This window comes from Streptomyces sp. NBC_01546 (assembly GCF_045208355.1).
Classification (GTDB): domain Bacteria; phylum Actinomycetota; class Actinomycetes; order Streptomycetales; family Streptomycetaceae; genus Streptomyces.
The window spans coordinates 3,573,684-3,594,343 of record NZ_CP109379.1; the positions used below are offsets into that span (position 1 = coordinate 3,573,684).

Annotated in this window: 15 protein-coding genes; 6 read left to right on the forward strand and 9 right to left on the reverse strand. The window is 68.5% G+C overall.

Annotated elements, in window-relative coordinates; all coding sequences use genetic code 11:
* The first annotated feature begins 35 nt into the window (after positions 1-35).
* The 6 genes from OHA89_RS16145 to OHA89_RS16170 all read left to right on the forward strand — a co-directional run bounded on the left by OHA89_RS16145 (position 36) and on the right by OHA89_RS16170 (position 6,788).
* On the forward strand, positions 36-755 hold the full coding sequence (locus tag OHA89_RS16145) for a Crp/Fnr family transcriptional regulator (protein ID WP_266608200.1): 720 nt from the start codon (positions 36-38) through the stop codon (positions 753-755).
* A 135-nt stretch (positions 756-890) separates the two neighbouring features.
* Positions 891-1,634 (forward strand): hypothetical protein, encoded by a 744-nt coding sequence (locus OHA89_RS16150; protein ID WP_266608201.1) that lies wholly within the window; start codon positions 891-893, stop codon positions 1,632-1,634.
* A complete protein-coding gene (locus tag OHA89_RS16155; protein WP_406366453.1) occupies positions 1,631-3,718 on the forward strand; it encodes a hypothetical protein in 2,088 nt (695 codons plus the stop codon). Before OHA89_RS16150 ends, OHA89_RS16155 begins: the two co-directional genes overlap by 4 nt.
* A 29-nt stretch (positions 3,719-3,747) precedes the next feature.
* The gene (locus tag OHA89_RS16160) at positions 3,748-5,073 is read left to right on the forward strand and encodes a hypothetical protein (protein ID WP_406366454.1); all 1,326 of its coding nucleotides are present in this window, start codon (positions 3,748-3,750) and stop codon (positions 5,071-5,073) included.
* Positions 5,070-5,597, forward strand: coding sequence for a Pycsar system effector family protein (locus tag OHA89_RS16165; protein ID WP_406366455.1), 528 nt, complete (start codon positions 5,070-5,072; stop codon positions 5,595-5,597). The genes OHA89_RS16160 and OHA89_RS16165 overlap by 4 nt, the downstream gene beginning before the upstream one ends.
* Positions 5,598-5,624: 27 nt before the next feature.
* Complete coding sequence (locus OHA89_RS16170; RefSeq protein WP_406366456.1) at positions 5,625-6,788, forward strand: M48 family metalloprotease; 1,164 nt, start codon at positions 5,625-5,627, stop codon at positions 6,786-6,788.
* A gap of 61 nt (positions 6,789-6,849) precedes the next feature.
* Here OHA89_RS16170 and OHA89_RS16175 read toward each other — a convergent pair whose 3' ends face one another.
* The 9 genes from OHA89_RS16175 to nusG all read right to left on the reverse strand — a co-directional run bounded on the left by OHA89_RS16175 (position 6,850) and on the right by nusG (position 20,620).
* Positions 6,850-10,749: a DNA-directed RNA polymerase subunit beta' gene (locus OHA89_RS16175; RefSeq protein WP_215144026.1), complete on the reverse strand. Its 3,900-nt coding sequence runs from the start codon at positions 10,747-10,749 to the stop codon at positions 6,850-6,852.
* A 97-nt stretch (positions 10,750-10,846) separates the two neighbouring features.
* Complete coding sequence (rpoB, locus tag OHA89_RS16180; protein ID WP_257554823.1) at positions 10,847-14,329, reverse strand: DNA-directed RNA polymerase subunit beta; 3,483 nt, start codon at positions 14,327-14,329, stop codon at positions 10,847-10,849.
* Between the two features lie 588 nt (positions 14,330-14,917).
* Positions 14,918-15,298, reverse strand: a complete 381-nt coding sequence (gene rplL, locus OHA89_RS16185; protein ID WP_215144028.1) for a 50S ribosomal protein L7/L12 — start codon at positions 15,296-15,298, stop codon at positions 14,918-14,920.
* Positions 15,299-15,408: 110 nt separating this feature from the next.
* Positions 15,409-15,939 carry a 50S ribosomal protein L10 gene (gene rplJ / locus OHA89_RS16190; protein ID WP_215144029.1) on the reverse strand — a complete coding sequence of 177 codons (531 nt, stop codon included), beginning with the start codon at positions 15,937-15,939 and terminating at the stop codon, positions 15,409-15,411.
* Positions 15,940-16,189: 250 nt separating this feature from the next.
* A complete protein-coding gene (locus OHA89_RS16195; RefSeq protein ID WP_266608210.1) occupies positions 16,190-17,104 on the reverse strand; it encodes a hypothetical protein in 915 nt (304 codons plus the stop codon).
* Positions 17,105-17,170: 66 nt separating this feature from the next.
* Positions 17,171-18,112 carry a hypothetical protein gene (locus OHA89_RS16200; protein WP_406366458.1) on the reverse strand — a complete coding sequence of 314 codons (942 nt, stop codon included), beginning with the start codon at positions 18,110-18,112 and terminating at the stop codon, positions 17,171-17,173.
* A 183-nt stretch (positions 18,113-18,295) separates the two neighbouring features.
* Entirely contained in the window at positions 18,296-19,024 is a 729-nt protein-coding gene (gene rplA, locus OHA89_RS16205) for a 50S ribosomal protein L1 (RefSeq protein ID WP_215144035.1), read from the reverse strand.
* 87 nt (positions 19,025-19,111) lie between these two features.
* A complete protein-coding gene (gene rplK, locus OHA89_RS16210) occupies positions 19,112-19,546 on the reverse strand; it encodes a 50S ribosomal protein L11 (protein ID WP_008739735.1) in 435 nt (144 codons plus the stop codon).
* A 165-nt stretch (positions 19,547-19,711) separates the two neighbouring features.
* Positions 19,712-20,620, reverse strand: coding sequence for a transcription termination/antitermination protein NusG (gene nusG, locus OHA89_RS16215; RefSeq protein ID WP_266608215.1), 909 nt, complete (start codon positions 20,618-20,620; stop codon positions 19,712-19,714).
* Positions 20,621-20,660 lie beyond the last annotated feature (40 nt).

Sequence of the window (20,660 nt, forward strand, 5' to 3'; positions counted from 1 at the left end):
AGTACATTGACCGCCCTGATGGATCGGGGGGCCGCATGGCGGGGCAAGACCTCCCGGGCGACGGAGGGCTGGACGACCGCGTCCCCTTCCTGGCCCGGCTGGAGAACGAGGACGGCACGGCGTTACGGGCGCTCGGCCGTGAGCTGGCCTTCGCGCCGCGCGACCGGCTGATCCACCAGCACGAACCCTCGTCGCACATCCTGCTGATCCTGCACGGCTGGACCAAGGTGACGGCCGTCGCCCCCAACGGCTACCAGGCGCTGCTGGCCCTGCGCGGGCCCGGCGACATCCTCGGGGAGTCGGCCGCCCTGACCCGGCGCGTCCGGTCCGCCACGGTGACCGCGCTGGAGCCGGTCCGGGCCGTGGCCGTCGACCACGAGTCCTTCCGCGCGTTCCTCGCCGCCGTCCCCGCGGCCGCCCTCCAGCTGCTCGCCCTCACCTCCGACCGCACCCGGGCCGCCGACCAGCGCCGCCTGGAGTTCGCTTCGTTGAGCGTGCGCGAGCGCCTGGCCGTCCTGCTCCTGGACCTGTCCCGGACCCACGGCCGCCCCGGCCCCACCGGCGTGGAGCTGTCTGTTCCGCTCACCAAGGAAGAGCTCGCCGGAGCCGTCGGGGCCTCCCGCGAAATGGTCCAGCGGGAGCTCAAGGAGCTCCGCGAGCGCGGGGTCGTGATCACCGGCCGCCGCGCCCTGGTGATCGTCCGGCCGGACGTACTGCGGCGGATCGCCCAGGCACAGCCGCCCGTCCAGGGCTGAGCTCGTCCCCAGGGCCCGTCTTCAGTGCACGGCGTCACACTCCGGGTGCGTCATCCGCCCTCACGCCGACGCGCCCGCCTGCCCCACTCTCTTGTCACAGCAGGGATCCACCGGGATCCACCACGAGAGGCGATCATGAACGACCCACTCCCCCGCACGATCCTCCTGGTCGACACCGAGCGGTACAGCGACCGCGACGACGTCCAGCAGGCCTTCCTCCGCCGAATGCTGTACGACGTCGTCGACCGGACCCTGCTGGCCGCCGGCATCGACCAGACGTTACGACTGCGCGCCGACCGCGGCGACGCGATCATGGAGCTGATCGACCCGAACGCCCCGCTCACCACGCTGCTGCGCACCCTGCTGACCGAGGTCCCCGCCCAGCTCCGCGCCGTGAACCGGCTGGCGGCGGCCTCGGCGCAGATCCGGCTGCGGGCCGTCCTCGCGACCGGGTACGTCGCCGTCGACGAGTTCGACGGCTGGGTGGGCTCGGACCTCAACCACGCCTGCCGCCTGCTGGACGGCGAACCGTTGAAGCAGGCCCTGCGCGAGCGTACGGACGACTACGCGCTCTGCGTCTCGGAGCCGGTCTACGCGGGCATCGTGCGGCACCACCACACCGGCATCCCGGCCGAGGAATTCAGCCCGGTCACCATGCCCAGCAAGAACGGCCCGCTGGGCGCGTGGCTGTACGGACCACTGCCGACGGGGGGCCCGGCGCCGGAGCCTGAGGGGGACTCCGGCGCCGGGACCGGGGCCGCTGCGGCCACCCGGTCGGCGAACGTGATCAACGGCGGGCAGTTCGGCGGCGTCAACCACGGCATCGCCGGCGGCACCTTCCACGGCGACATCCGGCTGGGCGGCGGTGACCGCCGATGAGCACGCCGGCCGCGGAGGCACCGGCCGAGGGCGCGGACCAGCCGGAGCCGGCGACCGAGCCGCCGGCCGCGGAGGACGCGCAGCCCCAGAGCGCCTACGACGCGCGGCGGGACCTGTTCCGCGGCATCCCGGACGCCATGCGCGCCGGCGTCGGCGGCGGGGTCTTCGGCGGCGTCAACCACGGCATCAGCGGCGGCACCTTCCACGGCGGCGTCACCGTGAACCACGTGACGGTCGGCGGCGCCGGGCACACCTCCGGCGAGGTCCCGGGAGCCACCCTCCGCCGCCTCGACCAGGTGTTCGTCGAGGACGGCAGCAACTTCCGGGACCTGCTGGAACGACTCCGCAAGGAGCGCGTCCTGGTCCTCACCGGCCCCCGTTTCACGGGCCGGCGTACCGCCGCGTTCATGCTGCTGAGGCACCTGGGCGCCGCTTCGGTCCACCAGCTGGACCGGAGCACGTCACCCGAGAACCTGGCCGAGCGGCTCGGCACCGGGGAGGCGCGCGGGTACGTACTGTGCGACCCGATCACCGCGCGGGACCAGCCGCTGCGCGACACGCACCTGCTGGCCGCCCGGGACAAGCTCGACGACCAGAGCTTCCTGGTGATCACCGCCGGTCCGCACACACATCTGGAGGGCATCGCAGGCCGCCCCTGGCAGCCTCCCGGCACCGCTGCCGTCCTGCGCTCCTCGCTGCGCGCCCTGGTGGACGACGAGGCGGAGTTACGGAGGCTGCTGGCGCTGCCCCCCGTCACCGACTTCCTGAGCCGGCACCACCAGCTCCGCGAGGCCGCACGGTTCGCCGTCCTGCTGGAACGGCACTCCCTCCACGGAGCCGACGCCTCGGAGATCGAGACCTTCTCCCAGGGGGCCCTGGAACAGCAGATCCAGGAGTGGTTCGAGGACGCGGACGGGACCCTCCACCTGCGGGAGAAGGCCTTCCTCGTCGCCCTCGCCGCCTTCCACAAAGGGCCTTACGCCCTCACCGCCGAACTCAGCGACCTCCTGTTCGGCCTCCTCCAGCGCACCGAGGACCCGGCTCTGCCCGCGGCCGTCCCCGTCTTCGGCACCAACCCCGCCAAGCGCCTCCAGCTGGCCCGCGCCATCCGCTACCCGAAGGAGGAGCAGACCGAGTGGGGCCCGGTCACCCAGTCGATGGCCGCCTTCCAGGACGACCGCCTCGCGGCGGTCCTGCTCCGCGAGGTGTGGACCGGCCACCCGTCCGCCCGCCCCGCGCTGGTGGGCTGGCTGCGGCTGCTCGCCGCCGACGGGCGGTCCTTCGTGCGCACCCGGGCAGCGTCCACCGCCGCCGTGCTCGCCCTCCACGACCTGCCCTCCGCGATGGCCCTCGTCATCGAGGACTGGGCTCTGTCCGACCGCCCGTGGCTGCGGATCGGCGCCGTCAACGCCCTCGCCCTCGCGCACATCATCGGCACCCCGAACATCCCGCGGATCATCGACCGCTGGTGCGCCGACGACACCAGCCACCTGCGCCTGCGCTGGGCCGCGATCCGCGTCCACGGGCTGATCGGCCACGAGCGGCCGGCGGAAACCGTGGAAGCACTGCGCGCCGTCAGCCGCACGCTCGACAAGGACCCGGACTCGCAGGCCGAAGTCGCCCAGTCCGTCGAGTTGCTGCTCCTCTCCGACGCGCAGGACGAGGTCCTCGACGAACTGCTGCGCACGCGCGACGACGACCTGGTCGCCGTGCACGTCACGCTCGACGGCTTCCTGCGCGCCTGCCGGCACACCGAGGACGACGCGCCCCACGGCCGCCCGCTGATCCTCGACTGGTACGCCCGCGCCGCCGCGACCAGGCCCGAGTCCGCCCGCGGCATCGCCGCCCTGTGGCGGGGCGCCCTCGACCGCGCCGGCAACCAGGCCGCCCTCGACCTGCTGCACGGCTGGGTGGAGGCCGCCGACCGCGACCGCGACACCGAATGGGCGCTCGCCGCCCTGCTGCCCGCCCTCGTCACCCGCACCGACGAGCGCAACCGGCTGCTCCACCTGCTGACCTTCGGGAACCACGGGGTGCTACCCGCCGTCTCCCAGCGCCTGCTGACCGTACTGCCGACCCACTGAACCGAACCGAACCGAGGAGAAGCCGCGCGATGTCCGATCCCCGCCGCCATCCGGACTGGGAACAGCCCGCCGACCGGCACACCCAGCTGATCGACCCGGTGATCACCGTCCAGCAGCTCGGGCGGTTCGAGGTGTTCCGCAAGCTGCAGACCCGCATCGACCACGCCCTGGTCTTCTCGACCACCAAGGGCGGGTACGTCGCCTTCCTGCCGCCGCACCGGCCCGGCTCCACCCGCGGCTACACGGCGGTGTACGAGGTCGACATGGGAGTCCACCACGTCCGCGCGGACATCGAACTCCCCAGCGACAACGACGCCCACCAGTTCGTGGTGGTCGTGGAGCTCAGCTGGCGGGTGGCGGATCCCGCGCTGTTCGTGGCGAGCGGCCACCGCGACGTGCCCCGGCTGCTGCTCGGCGAGCTGGAACAGACCGCGCGTCCGGTCGCCCGGCGCTTCGCCATCGCCGAGAGCGCGCAGGCCGAGGGGGAACTGCTGCGGGCGCTGCCCGAGGCCGGCCCGCTCGGCCGGGACTGCGGGCTGCACACCTCCTGGACCGTCCGGCTGCGCCGCGACCAGGAGAACATCGACCACCAGCTGCGCATGCAGGCCATCCAGCACGGCACCGCCGAGCAGATCCTCACCGAGGAACTCGGCATGCGGTACGACGTCCAGCTCGACCAGCGGGCCCGCCGGCAGGACGAGCTCACGACGGGGCGGGCGCTGGCCTACGGCGGCCAGCAGCACCAGCTCGCCCTCCAGCAGCAGCAGTGGGAGCACCAGCAGCGCGTGGAGCTCAGCCGCCAGCAGGCGGAGCTCCAGCGCGTCGAGGCCGAGAAGATCGCCTTCTACCAGTGGCACCTGGAGCAGGGCGGGGTGCACGGGTGGGCCCTGCACCTGGCCCAGCACCCCGAGGACTCGGCCCTCGTCATGCGGACCATGCGCGAGGACCAGCTCCAGATGATCCGGGACCAGATGAGCCTGGTCAGCCAGGTACTCAGCGACGGCGGGGCCGAGCGGCACGAGTTGCAGGGACCCAAGCAGCTGGCGCTGCGGGCCATGAACGACATCCTGAACCAGCGCCTCCCGGGCGTCCCGCACGAACCGGCCCCGCCGGCCCCGCCGCAGTACCCGGGCCAGATCGCACCCCAGGGACCGCTGCCGGCGCCGCCCCAGGGACCGCCTCCCGGACCGCCGCCGGCGCAGCCGCCCGCAGCCCCGCCCGGGCAGTACGGACCGCCCCCGACCTTCTCCCAGTGGGAGCCCCCGCCCGGGTACGGGACCGCTCCCGTGCAGCCGCCCCCGGTCCCCGAGAAGCAGGCCGGGACCGGGACCGACGACGGGAGGCCGCAGCCGTGACCGCGCCCCCGACCCCGTCCGCGACCCCGACCCCGACCGGCGGCGAGGCCGCCACCCGGCTGCTCGCCGACCTGCGCGGCGAGATAGCCCGGGCCGACAGCAAGGCCTCGGTGCTGGTCGGCGCCCTCGGGATGACCGCCGGGGTGATCAGCGCCCTGCTCGCCGGGAAGGGCTGGCGGCCGGACTCCCTCTCCACCCCGGGCACGGCCGTCTGGTGGGCGGGGACCACCGCCCTGGCCCTGGCGCTGCCCGCCCTGCTGCTGGCGGTGCTGCCCCGGTACCGCGCGGCCGAGTGGCATCCGGGCACCCCGCTCTCGTACTTCGGTGACATCCACTCGGCGGTCCGCCAGGGCCGTCTCGCCGAGGCGCTCGCCGACACCGACCGTGATCCCCGGGCCTCGCTCATGGCCGCGCTCGCCGAGAACAGCCGGATCGCCGCCCGCAAACACCAGTGGATCAGGGCCGGCCTGTTGGCCTTCTGCACCGCCGCAGTACTGATCCCCGCCGCCCTGCTCATCGGCTGACGTCCCCGAAAACAACGAAGGATCACCGTGAACCAGCCACCCGAGTACCCACAGCCCCCGCAGCAGCAGCCGCCTTACCCCCAGGCCCCCCAGTACCCGCAGAGCCCACCGCCCCCGGCCTACCCGGCGGCGTACCCGCAGCCCCGGCAGCAGCCCCGGCCGCCCGCGTACCCCGCGTACCAGCCGGCTCCGCCCCCGGCCCCGTTACCCGCCCCGGCTCCCCTGGACGACCTGGAGTACCAGATCGCCCCGGGCACCCGCGTCCACATCAAGGCCCAGCAGCGCAGCGCCGACGCCACCGCCTTCGGCCAGCTCGCCCTGCACGTCCCCGGGTTCCTGATGAGCCTGATGGTGGTCCTGCTCGTCGCCACCCTCCTGGAAGTCCTGACCGGCCTGCCCTACTGGCTGCCCACCCTGCTCTGGGCCGCCAGCGGTGCCCTCGTCTTCCACCGGCCCAGCGAGGACTTCTTCGCCCGTCACCTGCTGCGTCTGCAGCGGCCGCTCCCCCACGAGCTCGCCGCCCTCACCCCCGTGTGGCGCGAGGTCACAGCCCGCGCCGGCGTCGACGGCGGCCGCTACGAGCTGTGGATCGAGGACAGCGACCACCTCAACGCCTACGCGGCCGCCGGACACATCGTCGGCGTCACCCGGTACGCCCTGGAGAACCTGCCGAAGTCCCAGCTCGCCGCCGTACTCGCCCACGAGCTCGGCCACCACACCGGCGGCCACGCCTGGTCCGGGCTGCTGGGCTGGTGGTACTCCCTGCCCGGGCGGATCGCCTGGCAGGTCATCCGGGCCGTGACCGTGTTCGTCATCCGGTTCACCAGCTTCTTCTCCTACCTGGCCACCGGATTCGTGATCATCTTCGTCGGCCTGTTCACCCTCGTGACGATCACCGCCACCTACGGGCTCCCGCTGCTGCTGCTCGTGATGCCCTACCTGACGGCCGCGGTGGGCCGGCGCGCCGAGCTGCGGGCCGACGAGCACGCCGCCGTACTCGGCTTCGCGCCGGTGCTCGCGCAGATGCTGCACGGGGTGATGGCCCAGGAGGAGCAGGAGAAGCACGCGGCCCTCGTCCGGACGGGGAAGCCGTTCACCGAGCCCGGCACCCTCGACCGGCTGCTCTCCACCCACCCCGACCACCGGACCCGGCTGCACCACCTCCAGCCGTACCTGACGCCGACCCGGTAGAAACGCCGCAGGGCGGCCACCCTCTCGGGTGACCGCCCTGCGGTTACTGCTCTGGTCCGACTCAGCCGTTGTACGGGCCGTAGTCGTAGTCCTCCAGCGGGACAGCCTGGCCGGAGCCGGTGCCGAAGGGCGAGTAGTCGATGTCGTCGTAGCCGACGGCCGAGTACATCGCGGCCTTGGCCTCCTCGGTGGGCTCCACCCGGATGTTGCGGTAGCGGGCGAGACCCGTACCGGCCGGGATGAGCTTACCGATGATGACGTTCTCCTTGAGGCCGATCAGGGAGTCGGACTTGGCGTTGATCGCCGCGTCCGTCAGAACCCTGGTCGTCTCCTGGAAGGACGCCGCCGACAGCCACGACTCGGTGGCGAGCGAGGCCTTGGTGATACCCATCAGCTGCGGACGGCCGGAGGCGGGGTGACCGCCCTCGGTGACCACACGACGGTTCTCGGTCTCGAACTTCGACCGCTCGACCAGCTCGCCCGGCAGGAGCTCCGCGTCGCCGGACTCGATGATCGTCACACGGCGCAGCATCTGCCGGATGATGATCTCGATGTGCTTGTCGTGGATCGACACGCCCTGCGAGTTGTAGACCTTCTGGACTTCGCCGACCAGGTGGACCTGGACGGCACGCTGGCCGAGGATGCGCAGCACGTCGTGCGGGTTGGTGGCACCCATGGTGAGCTTCTGGCCCACCTCGACGTGGTCACCCTCGGACACGATGACCTTGGCGCGCTTCGAGATCGGGAAGGCCGTCTCGTCGCTGCCGTCGTCCGGAACGATGACGATCTTCTTCGTCTTCTCGGTCTCCTCGATCCGCACGCGGCCGGCGGCCTCGGAGATCGGGGCGACACCCTTCGGGGTACGGGCCTCGAAGAGCTCGACGACACGCGGCAGACCCTGCGTGATGTCGTCACCGGCCACACCACCGGTGTGGAAGGTACGCATCGTCAGCTGGGTACCGGGCTCACCGATGGACTGGGCGGCGATGATGCCGACCGCCTCACCGATGTCGACCAGCTTGCCGGTGGCGAGCGAGCGTCCGTAGCAGAAGGCACAGGTGCCGACCGCGGACTCACAGGTCAGGACCGAGCGGGTCTTGACCTCCTCGACGCCGTTGGCGACCAGGGCGTCGATGAGCACGTCACCGAGGTCGACGTTGGCCGGCGCGATGACCTTGCCGTCGATGACGACGTCCTCGGCCAGCATGCGGGCGTAGATCGAGGTCTCGACGTCGTCGGCCTTGCGCAGCACGCCGTCCTCGCCGCGAACGGCGATCTTCAGCTTCAGGCCGCGCTCGGTGCCGCAGTCCTCCTCGCGGATGATCACGTCCTGCGAGACGTCCACCAGACGACGGGTCAGGTAACCCGAGTCGGCGGTACGCAGGGCGGTGTCCGCCAGACCCTTACGGGCACCGTGCGTGGAGATGAAGTACTCCAGAACGGTGAGGCCCTCACGGAAGGACGCCTTGATCGGACGCGGGATGGTCTCGTTCTTCGCGTTCGACACCAGACCACGCATACCGGCGATCTGTCGCATCTGCATCATGTTTCCTCGGGCACCCGAGTCAACCATCATGAAGATGGGGTTCGTCTTGGGGAAGTTCGCGTTCATCGCCTCGGCAACCTCGTTGGTCGCCTTGGTCCAGATCGCGATGAGCTCCTGCGTGCGCTCGTCCTTGGTGATCAGACCGCGCTCGTACTGCTTCTGGACCTTCTCGTCCAGCGCCTCGTAGCCCGCGACGATGGCCTTCTTGGCCTCGGGCACGACGACGTCGGAGATGGCCACGGTGACGCCCGAACGGGTCGCCCAGTGGAAGCCGGCCGCCTTCAGGTTGTCGAGCGTCGCCGCCACGATGACCTTGGGGTAGCGCTCCGCCAGGTCGTTGACGATCTCGGAGAGCTGCTTCTTGCCCACCGAGTAGTCGACGAACGGGTAGTCCTCGGGCAGCAGCTCGTTGAAGAGCGCGCGGCCCAGGGTGGTGCGCAGCCGGAAGCTGTCGCCCGGCTGGAACTCCTGCTCGCCTTCCTCGGCGACCGGCGGCACCCAGCCACGCGGCGGGATGGTGCCCACCGGGAAGCGGATGTCGACGGACGACTGGAGCGCGAGCTCGCTGTTGTCGAACGCCATGGTCGCCTCGGCGGTGGAGCCGAACGCGCGGCCCTCGCCCTTGACGTCACGGAGCTCACCGTCGGTGGTCAGGAAGAACAGACCGAGGACCATGTCCTGGGTCGGCATCGTGACCGGACGGCCGTCGGCCGGCTTGAGGATGTTGTTCGAGGACAGCATCAGGATGCGGGCCTCGGCCTGCGCCTCCGCGGAGAGCGGCAGGTGCACGGCCATCTGGTCACCGTCGAAGTCCGCGTTGAACGCGGTGCAGACGAGCGGGTGGATCTGGATGGCCTTGCCTTCGACCAGCTGGGGCTCGAAGGCCTGGATGCCGAGGCGGTGCAGCGTGGGCGCACGGTTCAGCAGAACCGGGTGCTCGGCGATGACCTCTTCGAGCACGTCGTAGACGACCGTGCGGCCGCGCTCGACCATGCGCTTCGCCGACTTGATGTTCTGCGCGTGGTTCAGGTCGACCAGGCGCTTCATCACGAACGGCTTGAAGAGCTCCAGCGCCATGGCCTTGGGCAGACCGCACTGGTGCAGCTTCAGCTGGGGACCGACGACGATCACGGAACGCGCGGAGTAGTCCACGCGCTTGCCGAGAAGGTTCTGACGGAATCGACCCTGCTTGCCCTTCAGCATGTCGCTGAGGGACTTCAGGGGACGGTTACCGGGACCGGTCACCGGACGACCACGACGACCGTTGTCGAAGAGGGCGTCCACGGCCTCCTGAAGCATGCGCTTCTCGTTGTTCACGATGATCTCGGGAGCACCGAGGTCCAGAAGACGCTTCAGACGGTTGTTGCGGTTGATCACGCGGCGGTACAGGTCGTTCAGGTCGGAGGTCGCGAAGCGGCCACCGTCCAGCTGCACCATCGGACGCAGGTCCGGCGGGATCACCGGCACGCAGTCCAGAACCATGCCCTTGGGCTTGTTGCTGGTCTGCAGGAACGCGGAGACGACCTTGAGGCGCTTGAGCGCACGGGTCTTCTTCTGGCCCTTGCCGGTACGGATGATCTCGCGGAGGCGCTCGGCCTCCTCCTCGAGGTCGAAGGACTCCAGGCGCTTCTGCAGCGCGGCGGCGCCCATGCAGCCGTCGAAGTACGTGCCGAAGCGGTCACGCAGCTCGCGGTAGAGCAGCTCGTCGCCCTCGAGGTCCTGGACCTTGAGGTTCTTGAAGCGGGCCCACACCTCGTCGAGGCGGTCGATCTCGCGCTGGGCGCGGTCACGGAGCTGCTTCATCTCGCGCTCGGCACCTTCGCGCACCTTGCGGCGTACGTCGGCCTTGGCGCCCTCGGCCTCGAGCTCGGCCAGGTCGGTCTCGAGCTTCTTGGCGCGGCCTTCGAGGTCCGAGTCGCGTCGGTTCTCGATCTGCTGGCGCTCGACGGAGACGTGCGCCTCCAGGGACGGGAGGTCGCGGGTGCGGCGCTCGTCGTCCACGAACGTGATCATGTACGCGGCGAAGTAGATGACCTTCTCGAGGTCCTTCGGCGCGAGGTCCAGCAGGTAGCCGAGGCGCGACGGGACGCCCTTGAAGTACCAGATGTGGGTGACGGGAGCGGCAAGCTCGATGTGGCCCATCCGCTCACGGCGCACCTTGGCGCGCGTGACCTCGACGCCACAACGCTCACAGATGATGCCCTTGAAGCGGACACGCTTGTACTTGCCGCAGTAGCACTCCCAGTCCCGGGTCGGACCGAAGATCTTCTCGCAGAAGAGTCCGTCCTTCTCGGGCTTGAGCGTGCGGTAGTTGATGGTCTCCGGCTTCTTGACCTCGCCGTGGGACCAGGTTCGGATGTCGTCCGCGGTGGCAAGGCCGATCCGCAGCTCGTCGAAGAAGTTGACGTCGAGCACTGTGCGTCAATCCCTCTTTCGGGGTCGAGTCTCAATCATGGTCTGAACGGTCCCGGGGATGACGGGGGGCTCTTGAGCGAGCCCCCCGTCAGGCCCGTCAGACCTCTTCGACGCTGCTCGGCTCGCGCCGGGACAGGTCGATACCGAGCTCCTCCGCCGCGCGGAAGACGTCCTCGTCGGTGTCGCGCATCTCGATGGACATGCCGTCCGAGGACAGCACCTCCACGTTGAGGCAGAGCGACTGCATTTCCTTGATGAGCACCTTGAAGGACTCGGGAATGCCCGGCTCGGGGATGTTCTCGCCCTTGACGATGGCCTCGTAGACCTTCACGCGGCCGGTGACGTCGTCGGACTTGATGGTCAGCAGCTCCTGGAGGGCGTAAGCGGCGCCATAAGCCTCGAGCGCCCACACCTCCATCTCACCGAAGCGCTGGCCACCGAACTGCGCCTTACCACCCAGCGGCTGCTGCGTGATCATCGAGTACGGACCGGTCGACCGAGCGTGGAGCTTGTCGTCGACCAGGTGGTGGAGCTTGAGGATGTACATGTACCCGATCGAAACCGGGTCCGGGAACGGCTCGCCGGAGCGGCCGTCGAACAGACGCGCCTTGCCGGACGGGAGGACCAGGCGGTCACCGTCGCGGTTCGGGATGGTGTGCTCGAACAGGCCCGCGAGCTCGTCCTCACGCGCACCGTCGAACACCGGGGTGGCGACGTTGGTACCCGGCGCGACCTTGTCGGCGCCGATGACCTTCAGCCGCTCGGCCCATTCCTCGCCGAGCCCGGAGACGTCCCAGCCGCGGCTGGCGAGCCAGCCGAGGTGGATCTCCAGGACCTGTCCCGGGTTCATTCGGGACGGGACACCCAGCGGGTTCAGGATGATGTCGACCGGCGTGCCGTCCTCAAGGAAGGGCATGTCCTCGATCGGAAGGATCTTGGAGATGACACCCTTGTTGCCGTGGCGGCCGGCGAGCTTGTCACCGTCGGTGATCTTGCGCTTCTGGGCGACGTAGACGCGGACCAGCTGGTTCACGCCCGGAGGAAGCTCGTCGCCCTCCTCGCGGTCGAAGACGCGGACACCGATGACCTTGCCGATCTCACCGTGAGGAACCTTGAGCGAGGTGTCACGCACCTCGCGGGCCTTCTCACCGAAGATCGCGCGGAGCAGACGCTCCTCCGGGGTCAGCTCGGTCTCACCCTTGGGCGTGACCTTGCCGACCAGGATGTCGCCGGCGACGACGTCCGCACCGATGCGGATGATGCCGCGCTCGTCGAGGTCGGCGAGGACCTCCTCGGAGACGTTCGGGATGTCCCGGGTGATCTCCTCGGGGCCCAGCTTGGTGTCACGGGCGTCGACCTCGTGCTCCTCGATGTGGATCGAGGAGAGGACGTCGTCCTGTACGAGGCGCTGCGACAGGATGATCGCGTCCTCGTAGTTGTGACCTTCCCACGGCATGAACGCGACGAGCAGGTTCTTGCCGAGGGCCATTTCGCCCTCTTCGGTGGCCGGGCCGTCGGCGAGGACCTGGTCCTCGACGATCCGGTCACCCTCGTTGACGATGACCTTCTGGTTGACCGAGGTGCCCTGGTTCGAGCGGGAGAACTTGGAGACGCGGTACGTGGTGTACGTGCCGTCGTCGTTGGCGACGGTGATGTAGTCGGCCGAGACCTCCTGGACGACACCGTCCTTCTCCGCACGGATCGAGTCACCGGCGTCGACCGCACAGCGGTACTCCATGCCGGTGCCGACGAGCGGGGCCTCCGCCTTGATGAGCGGAACGGCCTGGCGCATCATGTTCGCGCCCATGAGGGCACGGTTGGCGTCGTCGTGCTCGAGGAAGGGGATCATCGCGGTCGCGACGGACACCATCTGGCGCGGGGAGACGTCCATGTAGTCGACGTCGTCGCCGGCGATGTAGTCGATCTCGCCGCCACGACGGCGAACCAGGACGCGGTTCTCCGTGAAGCGCATCTCGTCGTTCAGGCGCGCGTTGGCCTGGGCGATGACGAAGCGGTCTTCCTCGTCGGCCGTGAGGTAGTCGACCTCGTCGGTGACGACACCCTCGATGACCTTGCGGTACGGGGTCTCGATGAAGCCGAACGGGTTGATCCGGCCGTAGGAGGCCAGCGAGCCGATCAGACCGATGTTCGGGCCTTCAGGGGTCTCGATGGGGCACATGCGGCCGTAGTGCGACGGGTGAACGTCACGGACCTCGAAGCCGGCCCGCTCACGGGACAGACCACCCGGGCCGAGGGCGTTGAGACGACGCTTGTGCGTCAGACCCGACAGCGGGTTGTTCTGGTCCATGAACTGCGACAGCTGGCTGGTGCCGAAGAACTCCTTGATGGAGGCGACGACCGGCCGGATGTTGATCAGGGTCTGCGGCGTGATCGCCTCGACGTCCTGGGTCGTCATGCGCTCGCGCACGACGCGCTCCATACGGGCGAGACCCGTACGGACCTGGTTCTGGATCAGCTCACCGACGTTACGGATACGACGGTTGCCGAAGTGGTCGATGTCGTCGGTCTCGACGACGATCTCCCGGCCCGACTCGCCGACCGTCTCGGTCTCGCCCGCGTGCAGCTTGACCAGGTACTTGATCGTCGCGATGACGTCGTCGGTGGTGAGCACACCGGCGTCGAGCGGCTCGTCGGCGCCGAGCTTCTTGTTCACCTTGTAGCGGCCGACCTTGGCGAGGTCGTAGCGCTTCGGGTTGAAGTAGAGGTTCTCGAGCAGCGTCTGAGCAGCCTCGCGGGTCGGCGGTTCGCCCGGACGCAGCTTGCGGTAGATGTCGAGCAGCGCGTCGTCCTGACCCTGGGTGTGGTCCTTCTCCAGGGTGGCGCGCATGGACTCGTACTGGCCGAACTCCTCGAGGATCTGCTCGGTGGTCCAGCCGAGAGCCTTCAGGAGGACGGTGACGGACTGCTTGCGCTTGCGGTCGATGCGGACACCGACCATGTCGCGCTTGTCGATCTCCATCTCCAGCCAGGCACCCCGGGACGGGATGATCTTGGCGGAGAAGATGTCCTTGTCGGACGTCTTGTCGATGGAGGAGTCGAAGTAGACACCAGGGGAGCGGACAAGCTGCGACACGACGACACGCTCGGTGCCGTTGATGACGAAGGTGCCCTTGTTGGTCATGAGCGGGAAGTCGCCCATGAAGACCGTCTGAGACTTGATCTCTCCGGTCTCGTTGTTCGTGAACTCGGCCGTGACGAACAGCGGAGCCGCGTACGTGAAGTCGCGCTCCTTGCACTCGTCGACAGAGTTCTTCGCCGGCTCGAAACGGTGGTCGCGGAAGGTCAGCGACATCGACCCGGAGAAGTCCTCGATCGGCGAGATCTCCTCGAAGATCTCTTCCAGACCGGACTTGGTGGGGACGTCCTGTCCACTCTCAAGCGCCGACTCGACGCGAGACTTCCAGGCGGCATTGCCGAGCAGCCAGTCAAAGCTCTCGGTCTGCAGCGCCAGGAGGTTCGGAACCTCGAGGGGCTCCTTGATCTTTGCAAAGGAGATGCGCAGCGGGGCGGTGCTGGCACCGTTGTTCGTATTGGTCGAGGCGTTGCGCGAGGCGGCCAAGAGGGGGTCCTTCCGAGGGCTCGGACTCACTACGCGCGTACCGGTCCCAGCCGACACAGAAGACGGACCCTCCCGATCTGATCCAAAAGACCAGGTCAGGGCGTATCAATCAAGTGTGCTCAAGCGTGGGCATGCCCCTGGCGACGGGCAGGGGGCAGCTAACAGGCAGCGCAAAGGGTCAGTGTAGCCACTTGGCTCACTGATGTCCAGACCAGGTTTCCGGAAACCGGCAACAGGCCTTCCCCACGTCTCTTCAAAACAACAACACTCGGTCCAACGTCGTCGCGTCCCTCGCACACAGAGCGCGTATCAGTACTGCCCTCTTCGTAGCCGATCCATGCCTCGGTTCTCGGATCGAGCTGGTCGAGCTGGTTCGAGCTGGCGACGGGACTGAGAATTGCGCGCCGAGTCCCGTTCGTCAAGGCCCCCTGCTCCGTGCGGATCATCTTCGGACCCAGCTGCGGGGCAACGAAGATCACCCTACTCCCCAACGAGACCAGGGCAAGTCAGGCACTGCGGGTACGCCAAAGGGCGACCACCCTTACGGGTGATCGCCCTTGGTTGGGGCCCTAGAGGGCCCCAGAGGTGTTACTTGACCTCGACGGCCGCACCGGCGCCCTTGAGGGACTCGGCAGCCTTCTCGGCGGCCTCCTTGGTGACCTTCTCGAGGACGGGCTTCGGGGCGCCGTCCACGAGGTCCTTGGCCTCCTTGAGGCCCAGGGAGGTCAGCTCGCGCACGACCTTGATGACCTGGATCTTCTTGTCGCCGGCACCGGTGAGGATGACGTCGAACTCGTCCTGCTCCTCAGCGGCCTCGGGGGCGGCAGCGCCACCGACCGGGGCAGCGGCGACGGCCGCGGCGGCGGTGACGTCGAACTTGTCCTCGAACGCCTTCACGAACTCAGAGAGCTCGATGAGGGTCATCTCCTCGAACTGGGCGAGGAGGTCGTCCTGAGAGAGCTTCGCCATGATGGGCGATCCTTCCACTAATTCGGCAGGTGCCGGATGTATATAGAGGCGGGCGTAACGGCCCGCTACGACCCACGCACTAGGCGGCGTGGATCAGTGCGCGAGCCGAATTACTCGGCACCGCCCTGCTCGGCGAGCTTGACGCGAAGCGCTTCCGCGGTGCGGACGAACTTCGACGGCAGCGCCTGGAAGAGCGAGGCAGCCTGAGACTGCTTGCCCTTGAACGCGCCGGCCAGCTTGCTGAGCAGAACCTCGCGGGACTCGAGGTCCGCAAGCTTCTTGATCTCATCGGCGGTGAGCGCCTTACCATCAAGGACACCCGCCTTGATGATGAGGTTGGGGTTCTCCTTGGCGAAGTCACGCAGGCTCTTCGCCGACTCCACCGGGTCACCGGTGATGAAGGCGACCGCGGTCGGACCAGCGAAGTGCTCGTCCAGCGCGGTGATCCCGGCCTGGTTGGCCGCAATCTTGGTCAGCGTGTTCTTCACCACGGCGTACTGGGCGTTCTCACCGAGCGAACGACGCAGCGTCTTGAGCTGCGCGACGGTGAGACCCCGGTACTCGGTCAGCACGGCGGCGTTCGAGCTCTGGAACTGGTCCGTGAGCTCGGCTACCGCGGCAGCCTTGTCGGGCCTTGCCATAGAGCGTCGGCCTCCTTCCGGGTGATGAGGACCGCTCAGAAGGGGCTGAACAAAACGAAACGCCCCGGCGCAAGCGCACGGGGCGTAAGCTCTACCGAATCACTCCGGGAGCTTCTCCACGAACACCTGCGCAGGACGTCCGCACTCAGCGGATCCTTCGGCCACCGAACCCTTGCGGGCACGGCAACGACCAGCGGTCTTTGGCTTCTCGGGAAGCGTACGTGAAGGGGTCCAGTCGAGGCAAATCGCCTCAGGAGCCACTGCCGCCGAGACCGCCCAGCCCGGCGTCCCTCAGCGTCTGGTCGGCCTCCTTCAGCTTCTGGTCGGTCTCCTTGAGCTTTTCGTCGACGCCCTTCATCACGTCGTCGAAGTCGACGACCTGGTCGGCGGGCGGTGCGGTGACCGGGGTGGCCGTGCCGAAGGCGGAGAACTTCGCCGTGGTCTTGGACGTGCCCTTACCGTCCGTGCTCACGGAGTCGACGCGTACGGGGTAGCCGTCCTTGCCGATCCAGAGGTCCACCTCGAAGGCCGTGATGTGCTTCACGGAATCGTGCAGGTACTGGCGGTTCTTCTCCTCCATGACCTTGGTGGACTCGTCCGCCGCCAGCAGGTCCGCGTTGGTGAGGCTGCCCTTGTAGTGCTGGGCGTCGACGCCGTCGGTCTGCTCGGCCCCGACGAGCGTGAGCTTGGTCTGGCCCAGCAGCATCGCGAGGTACTCGGCCGGGTCCTCGTTCAGCCGGATGCCCGGCTTCCCGTCCTTGGCCAGGTTCATCTTCATCCAGGTCTTGCCCTCGAGGGGCTTGTCCATCTGGGTGTAGACGATGTCGCCGATCATGACCGAGCGTGAGTCGGGCTCCTCGCCCTTCAGCGTCACGTCGTGGCTGGACGGGTACCAGCCCTTCGTGCCGGACTGGCCGCTCGTCTTGCCGTCGCTCCCGACGGTGGAGAGTTCGGCCTTGGCGAACTTGGCCGCCACCGTCTTCAGGTACGACGCCTTCACCGCGTCCACGGGCGTCTGCGCCTTGGCTTCCGCGGCCTTGCCCCCGTCCGCCTTGGCCTTGTCACCCGCGCCGGCCTTGTCGCCCCCGCAGGCCGTGAGACCGCCCACGAGCAGCGCGGCCCCCGCCATCGCGATGCCGGCCCGGGTCCGGACAGCCTTGTTCATCTGGTTCTCCCCCATGAATGATCTTTGTGTTGCCAAAACGGTTACTGCCGAATGCGCGCGGGACGGTCAGGCGCCGGCGCCGGCCTTGCCCAGTTCCTGGAGCATCGCGAAGAGGTCGAGGGTCTCGTTCTCCGGCGGGGTCTGCACGGTGGCCGCCGAGCCGTAGTCCGAGTAGTAGGCGTCCATGTTCATGGTCCCCTGGGGCATGCCCATGCCGACCTTCATGTGGACCGGGTAGCCGTCCTTGTTGACCCAGACGTCCATGTCGTAGCCCTTGATGCCGGCCGTCTTCATGGCGTCGACGAGCTTCTTGCGCTCGGCCTCGGTCAGCGCCTTGGAGGACTCGTTCGCCGCGAGCATCTCGTCGAAGCTCAGCGTGCCCTTGTAGTGCTCGGTGTCCGTGCCCTCGACCTTCTCGGCCCCGAGGTGCTTCACGTTCGGCGAGGTGAGCAGCAGCGCGAGCTGCTTGGCCGGGTCCTGGCTCTGCTCCACGCCGCCCATGCCGCCGAGCTTCTTCAGCGCCTCGGCGTCCCCCGAGGCCGCCGCCGCGGCATTGAGGTCGATCTTCATCCAGCGCTTGCCCTCCATGCCCGCGGACATGGCGGAGCCGCCCGGGATCTCCATGAACATGACGTTGTTCGTCATGATCATGCGTATGGAGTCGACGCTGCCACCCGGGGTGAGCGCGCCCTTCGTGGTGACGTCCATGACGGTCGGGTCCCAGCCCTGGATGCCCGTCATCTCCACGGTGCCGCCGGCGCCGAGCGACGCGGGCATCGTCATCGTCATGCGGAACTTGGCCGACTTCGCCGCCGAGGTCTTCTTGTAGGCCGCGGTGAGCGCCTCGGTGGCCGAACCGCCGGCCACCGGCGCGGCCGGCTCCGCGGAGGCACTGGCGGCGGCCTTGCCGGTGGATTCCTTGGTGCCGTTCTCGCAGGCGGTGGCGCCTCCCACGAGCAGTACGGCGGCCAGCGCGGCGCCGACGGTCTTCTTCCGGTACACGGACATGGAGGTCCCCACCCCTTGAGTGATCGCTGATTCAGGCCGACCTTACGTTCCGCCGCCGGGGTGTGGCGCGTCCTTATGGGGCGCATCGAGGGATATGTGACCCCAAACACGGAAAACGGGCCCCTCGCCACCCCGGTCAAGGGGGGCGAGGGGCCCGTTCAGCCACTCAGTGAGCCGTCAGGCTCAGACAGCAGCCGGGTCTTCCTCGACGAGGAGGTTCCGGGTGCGGTTCTGGTCCAGCAGGATGCCGGGACCCATCGTGGTGCTCAGGGCGGCCTTCTTGATGTAGCGGCCCTTCGCGGCGGACGGCTTCAGACGAAGGATCTCGTCCAGGGCCGCGCCGTAGTTCTCGACCAGCTGCTCATCGGAGAAGGAGACCTTGCCGATGATGAAGTGCAGGTTCGAGTGCTTGTCGACGCGGAACTCGATCTTGCCACCCTTGATCTCGGTGACAGCCTTGGCGACGTCCATCGTGACGGTGCCGGTCTTCGGGTTCGGCATGAGGCCACGGGGACCGAGCACGCGGCCGAGGCGGCCGACCTTGCCCATGAGGTCCGGGGTGGCCACAACGGCGTCGAACTCGTTCAGGCGGTTGCCCTTGGCGATCTCGTTGATCAGCTCGTCATCGCCGACGATGTCGGCGCCGGCGGCTTCCGCGGCCGCAGCACGGTCACCGGTCGCGAAGACCAGGACCCGGGCGGTCTTGCCGGTGCCGTGCGGGAGGTTCACGGTGCCACGGACCATCTGGTCGGCCTTGCGCGGGTCGACACCCAGGCGGAAGGCGACCTCGACGGTGCTGTCGAACTTGGTCGCGGAGGTCTCCTTGGCGAGACGGACGGCCTCGAGCGGGGCGTACAGCTTCTCCCGGTCGACCTTGGCGTCCGCAGCGCGGAGAGTCTTGCTGCGCTTCACTTCTGCTCCTGTATTTCGGCTTCAGGCATGGAGTCGTGGTGCGGACCAGCGCTTGGCCCTACCACTGGTGGTACTGGGGTGGCTGGATCAGCCTTCGACCGTGACGCCCATCGAGCGCGCGGTGCCAGCGATGATCTTCATCGCGGCATCGACGTCGTTGGCGTTCAGGTCGGGCATCTTCAGCTCGGCGATCTCGCGGACCTGGGCGCCGGTGAGCTTGGCGACCTTGGTCTTGTGCGGCTCGCCGGAGCCCTTCTCGATGCCCGCGGCCTTGAGGATCAGGCGCGCGGCCGGCGGAGTCTTGGTGATGAAGGTGAAGGAGCGGTCGTCGTAGACCGTGATCTCCACCGGCACGACCATGCCACGCTGCGACTCGGTCGCGGCGTTGTAGGCCTTGCAGAACTCCATGATGTTGACGCCGTGCTGACCGAGCGCGGGGCCGACCGGCGGAGCCGGGTTGGCCGCGCCGGCCTTGATCTGGAGCTTGATAAGCCCCGTGACCTTCTTCTTCTTGGGAGGCATTGCTCTCTCCGGGTCCTAGTGAGAGTTTTTCGCCGCCGATCCGGTCATCCGGATGGAGGCATACCGCACCACAATAACGGGTATCGGAGCGGGGCTAAAAACCGAGCAGGTCAGACCGCCCTTCACGGGGCGATCTGACCTGTCCGGAAGCTGTCGTTCAGAAGATCAGTTCTTCTGGATCTGGTCGAAGCTGAGCTCGACCGGGGTCTCGCGGCCGAAGATCTCGACGAGGCCCTTGACCTTCTTCGAGTCCGGGTTGATCTCGTTGATCGTCGCCTGGAGCGTGGCGAACGGACCGTCGGTGACGGTGACCGAGTCGCCGACCTCGAAGTCGAGCACCTCGATCGTGCGCTTGACGGCGGGCGCCGGCAGGCCGGCCTCTTCCGCGGCGGCCTTGGCGGCCTTCTCCTGCGCCTCCGGGGCGAGCATCTTGACGATCTCGTCCAGGGTCAGCGGGTACGGGTCGTACGCGTTGCCGACGAAGCCGGTGACGCCAGGCGTGTTGCGGACGACGCCCCAGGACTCGTTCGTCAGATCCATGCGGACGAGAACGTAACCGGGCAGCTTGTTCTGCCGGACGTTCTTGCGCTCGCCGTTCTTGATCTGGACGATCTCTTCCTCGGGCACCTCGGCCTGGTAGATGAACTCCTCGACGTTCAGCGAGACGGCGCGCTGCTCCAGGTTGGCCTTCACGCGCTTCTCGTAGCCGGCGTAGGTGTGGATCACGTACCACTCGCCGGGCAGGAGGCGCAGCTCGTCGCGCAGGGCCTGGACGGGGTCGACCGGCTCGGCGGGCTCGGCCTCGGCGGCCTCTTCGTCGGCGGTCTCGACCTCGGCCTCGGCGGCCTCAACGTCGTCGGCAGCCGCCTCGACCTCGGCGTCGTCCTCGATCTCGGCGTCACCAGCGCTCTCGTCCTCGACGTGCAGCGCGGCCTCTTCGGCGGCGACTCCCGCCTTGGCGTCGGCGTGCTCGGCCTCATCGGGGTCCACGGCGTCTGCAGCCTCGACGATGTCGAGCTGGTCCTCGACGGACTCGACGGAGTCGTGGCTCGCGTTCAGGTTCGGGTCAGACACGGTGGCTGCTTCTTCCTGGATACAAAAGGTGGTGGAACAT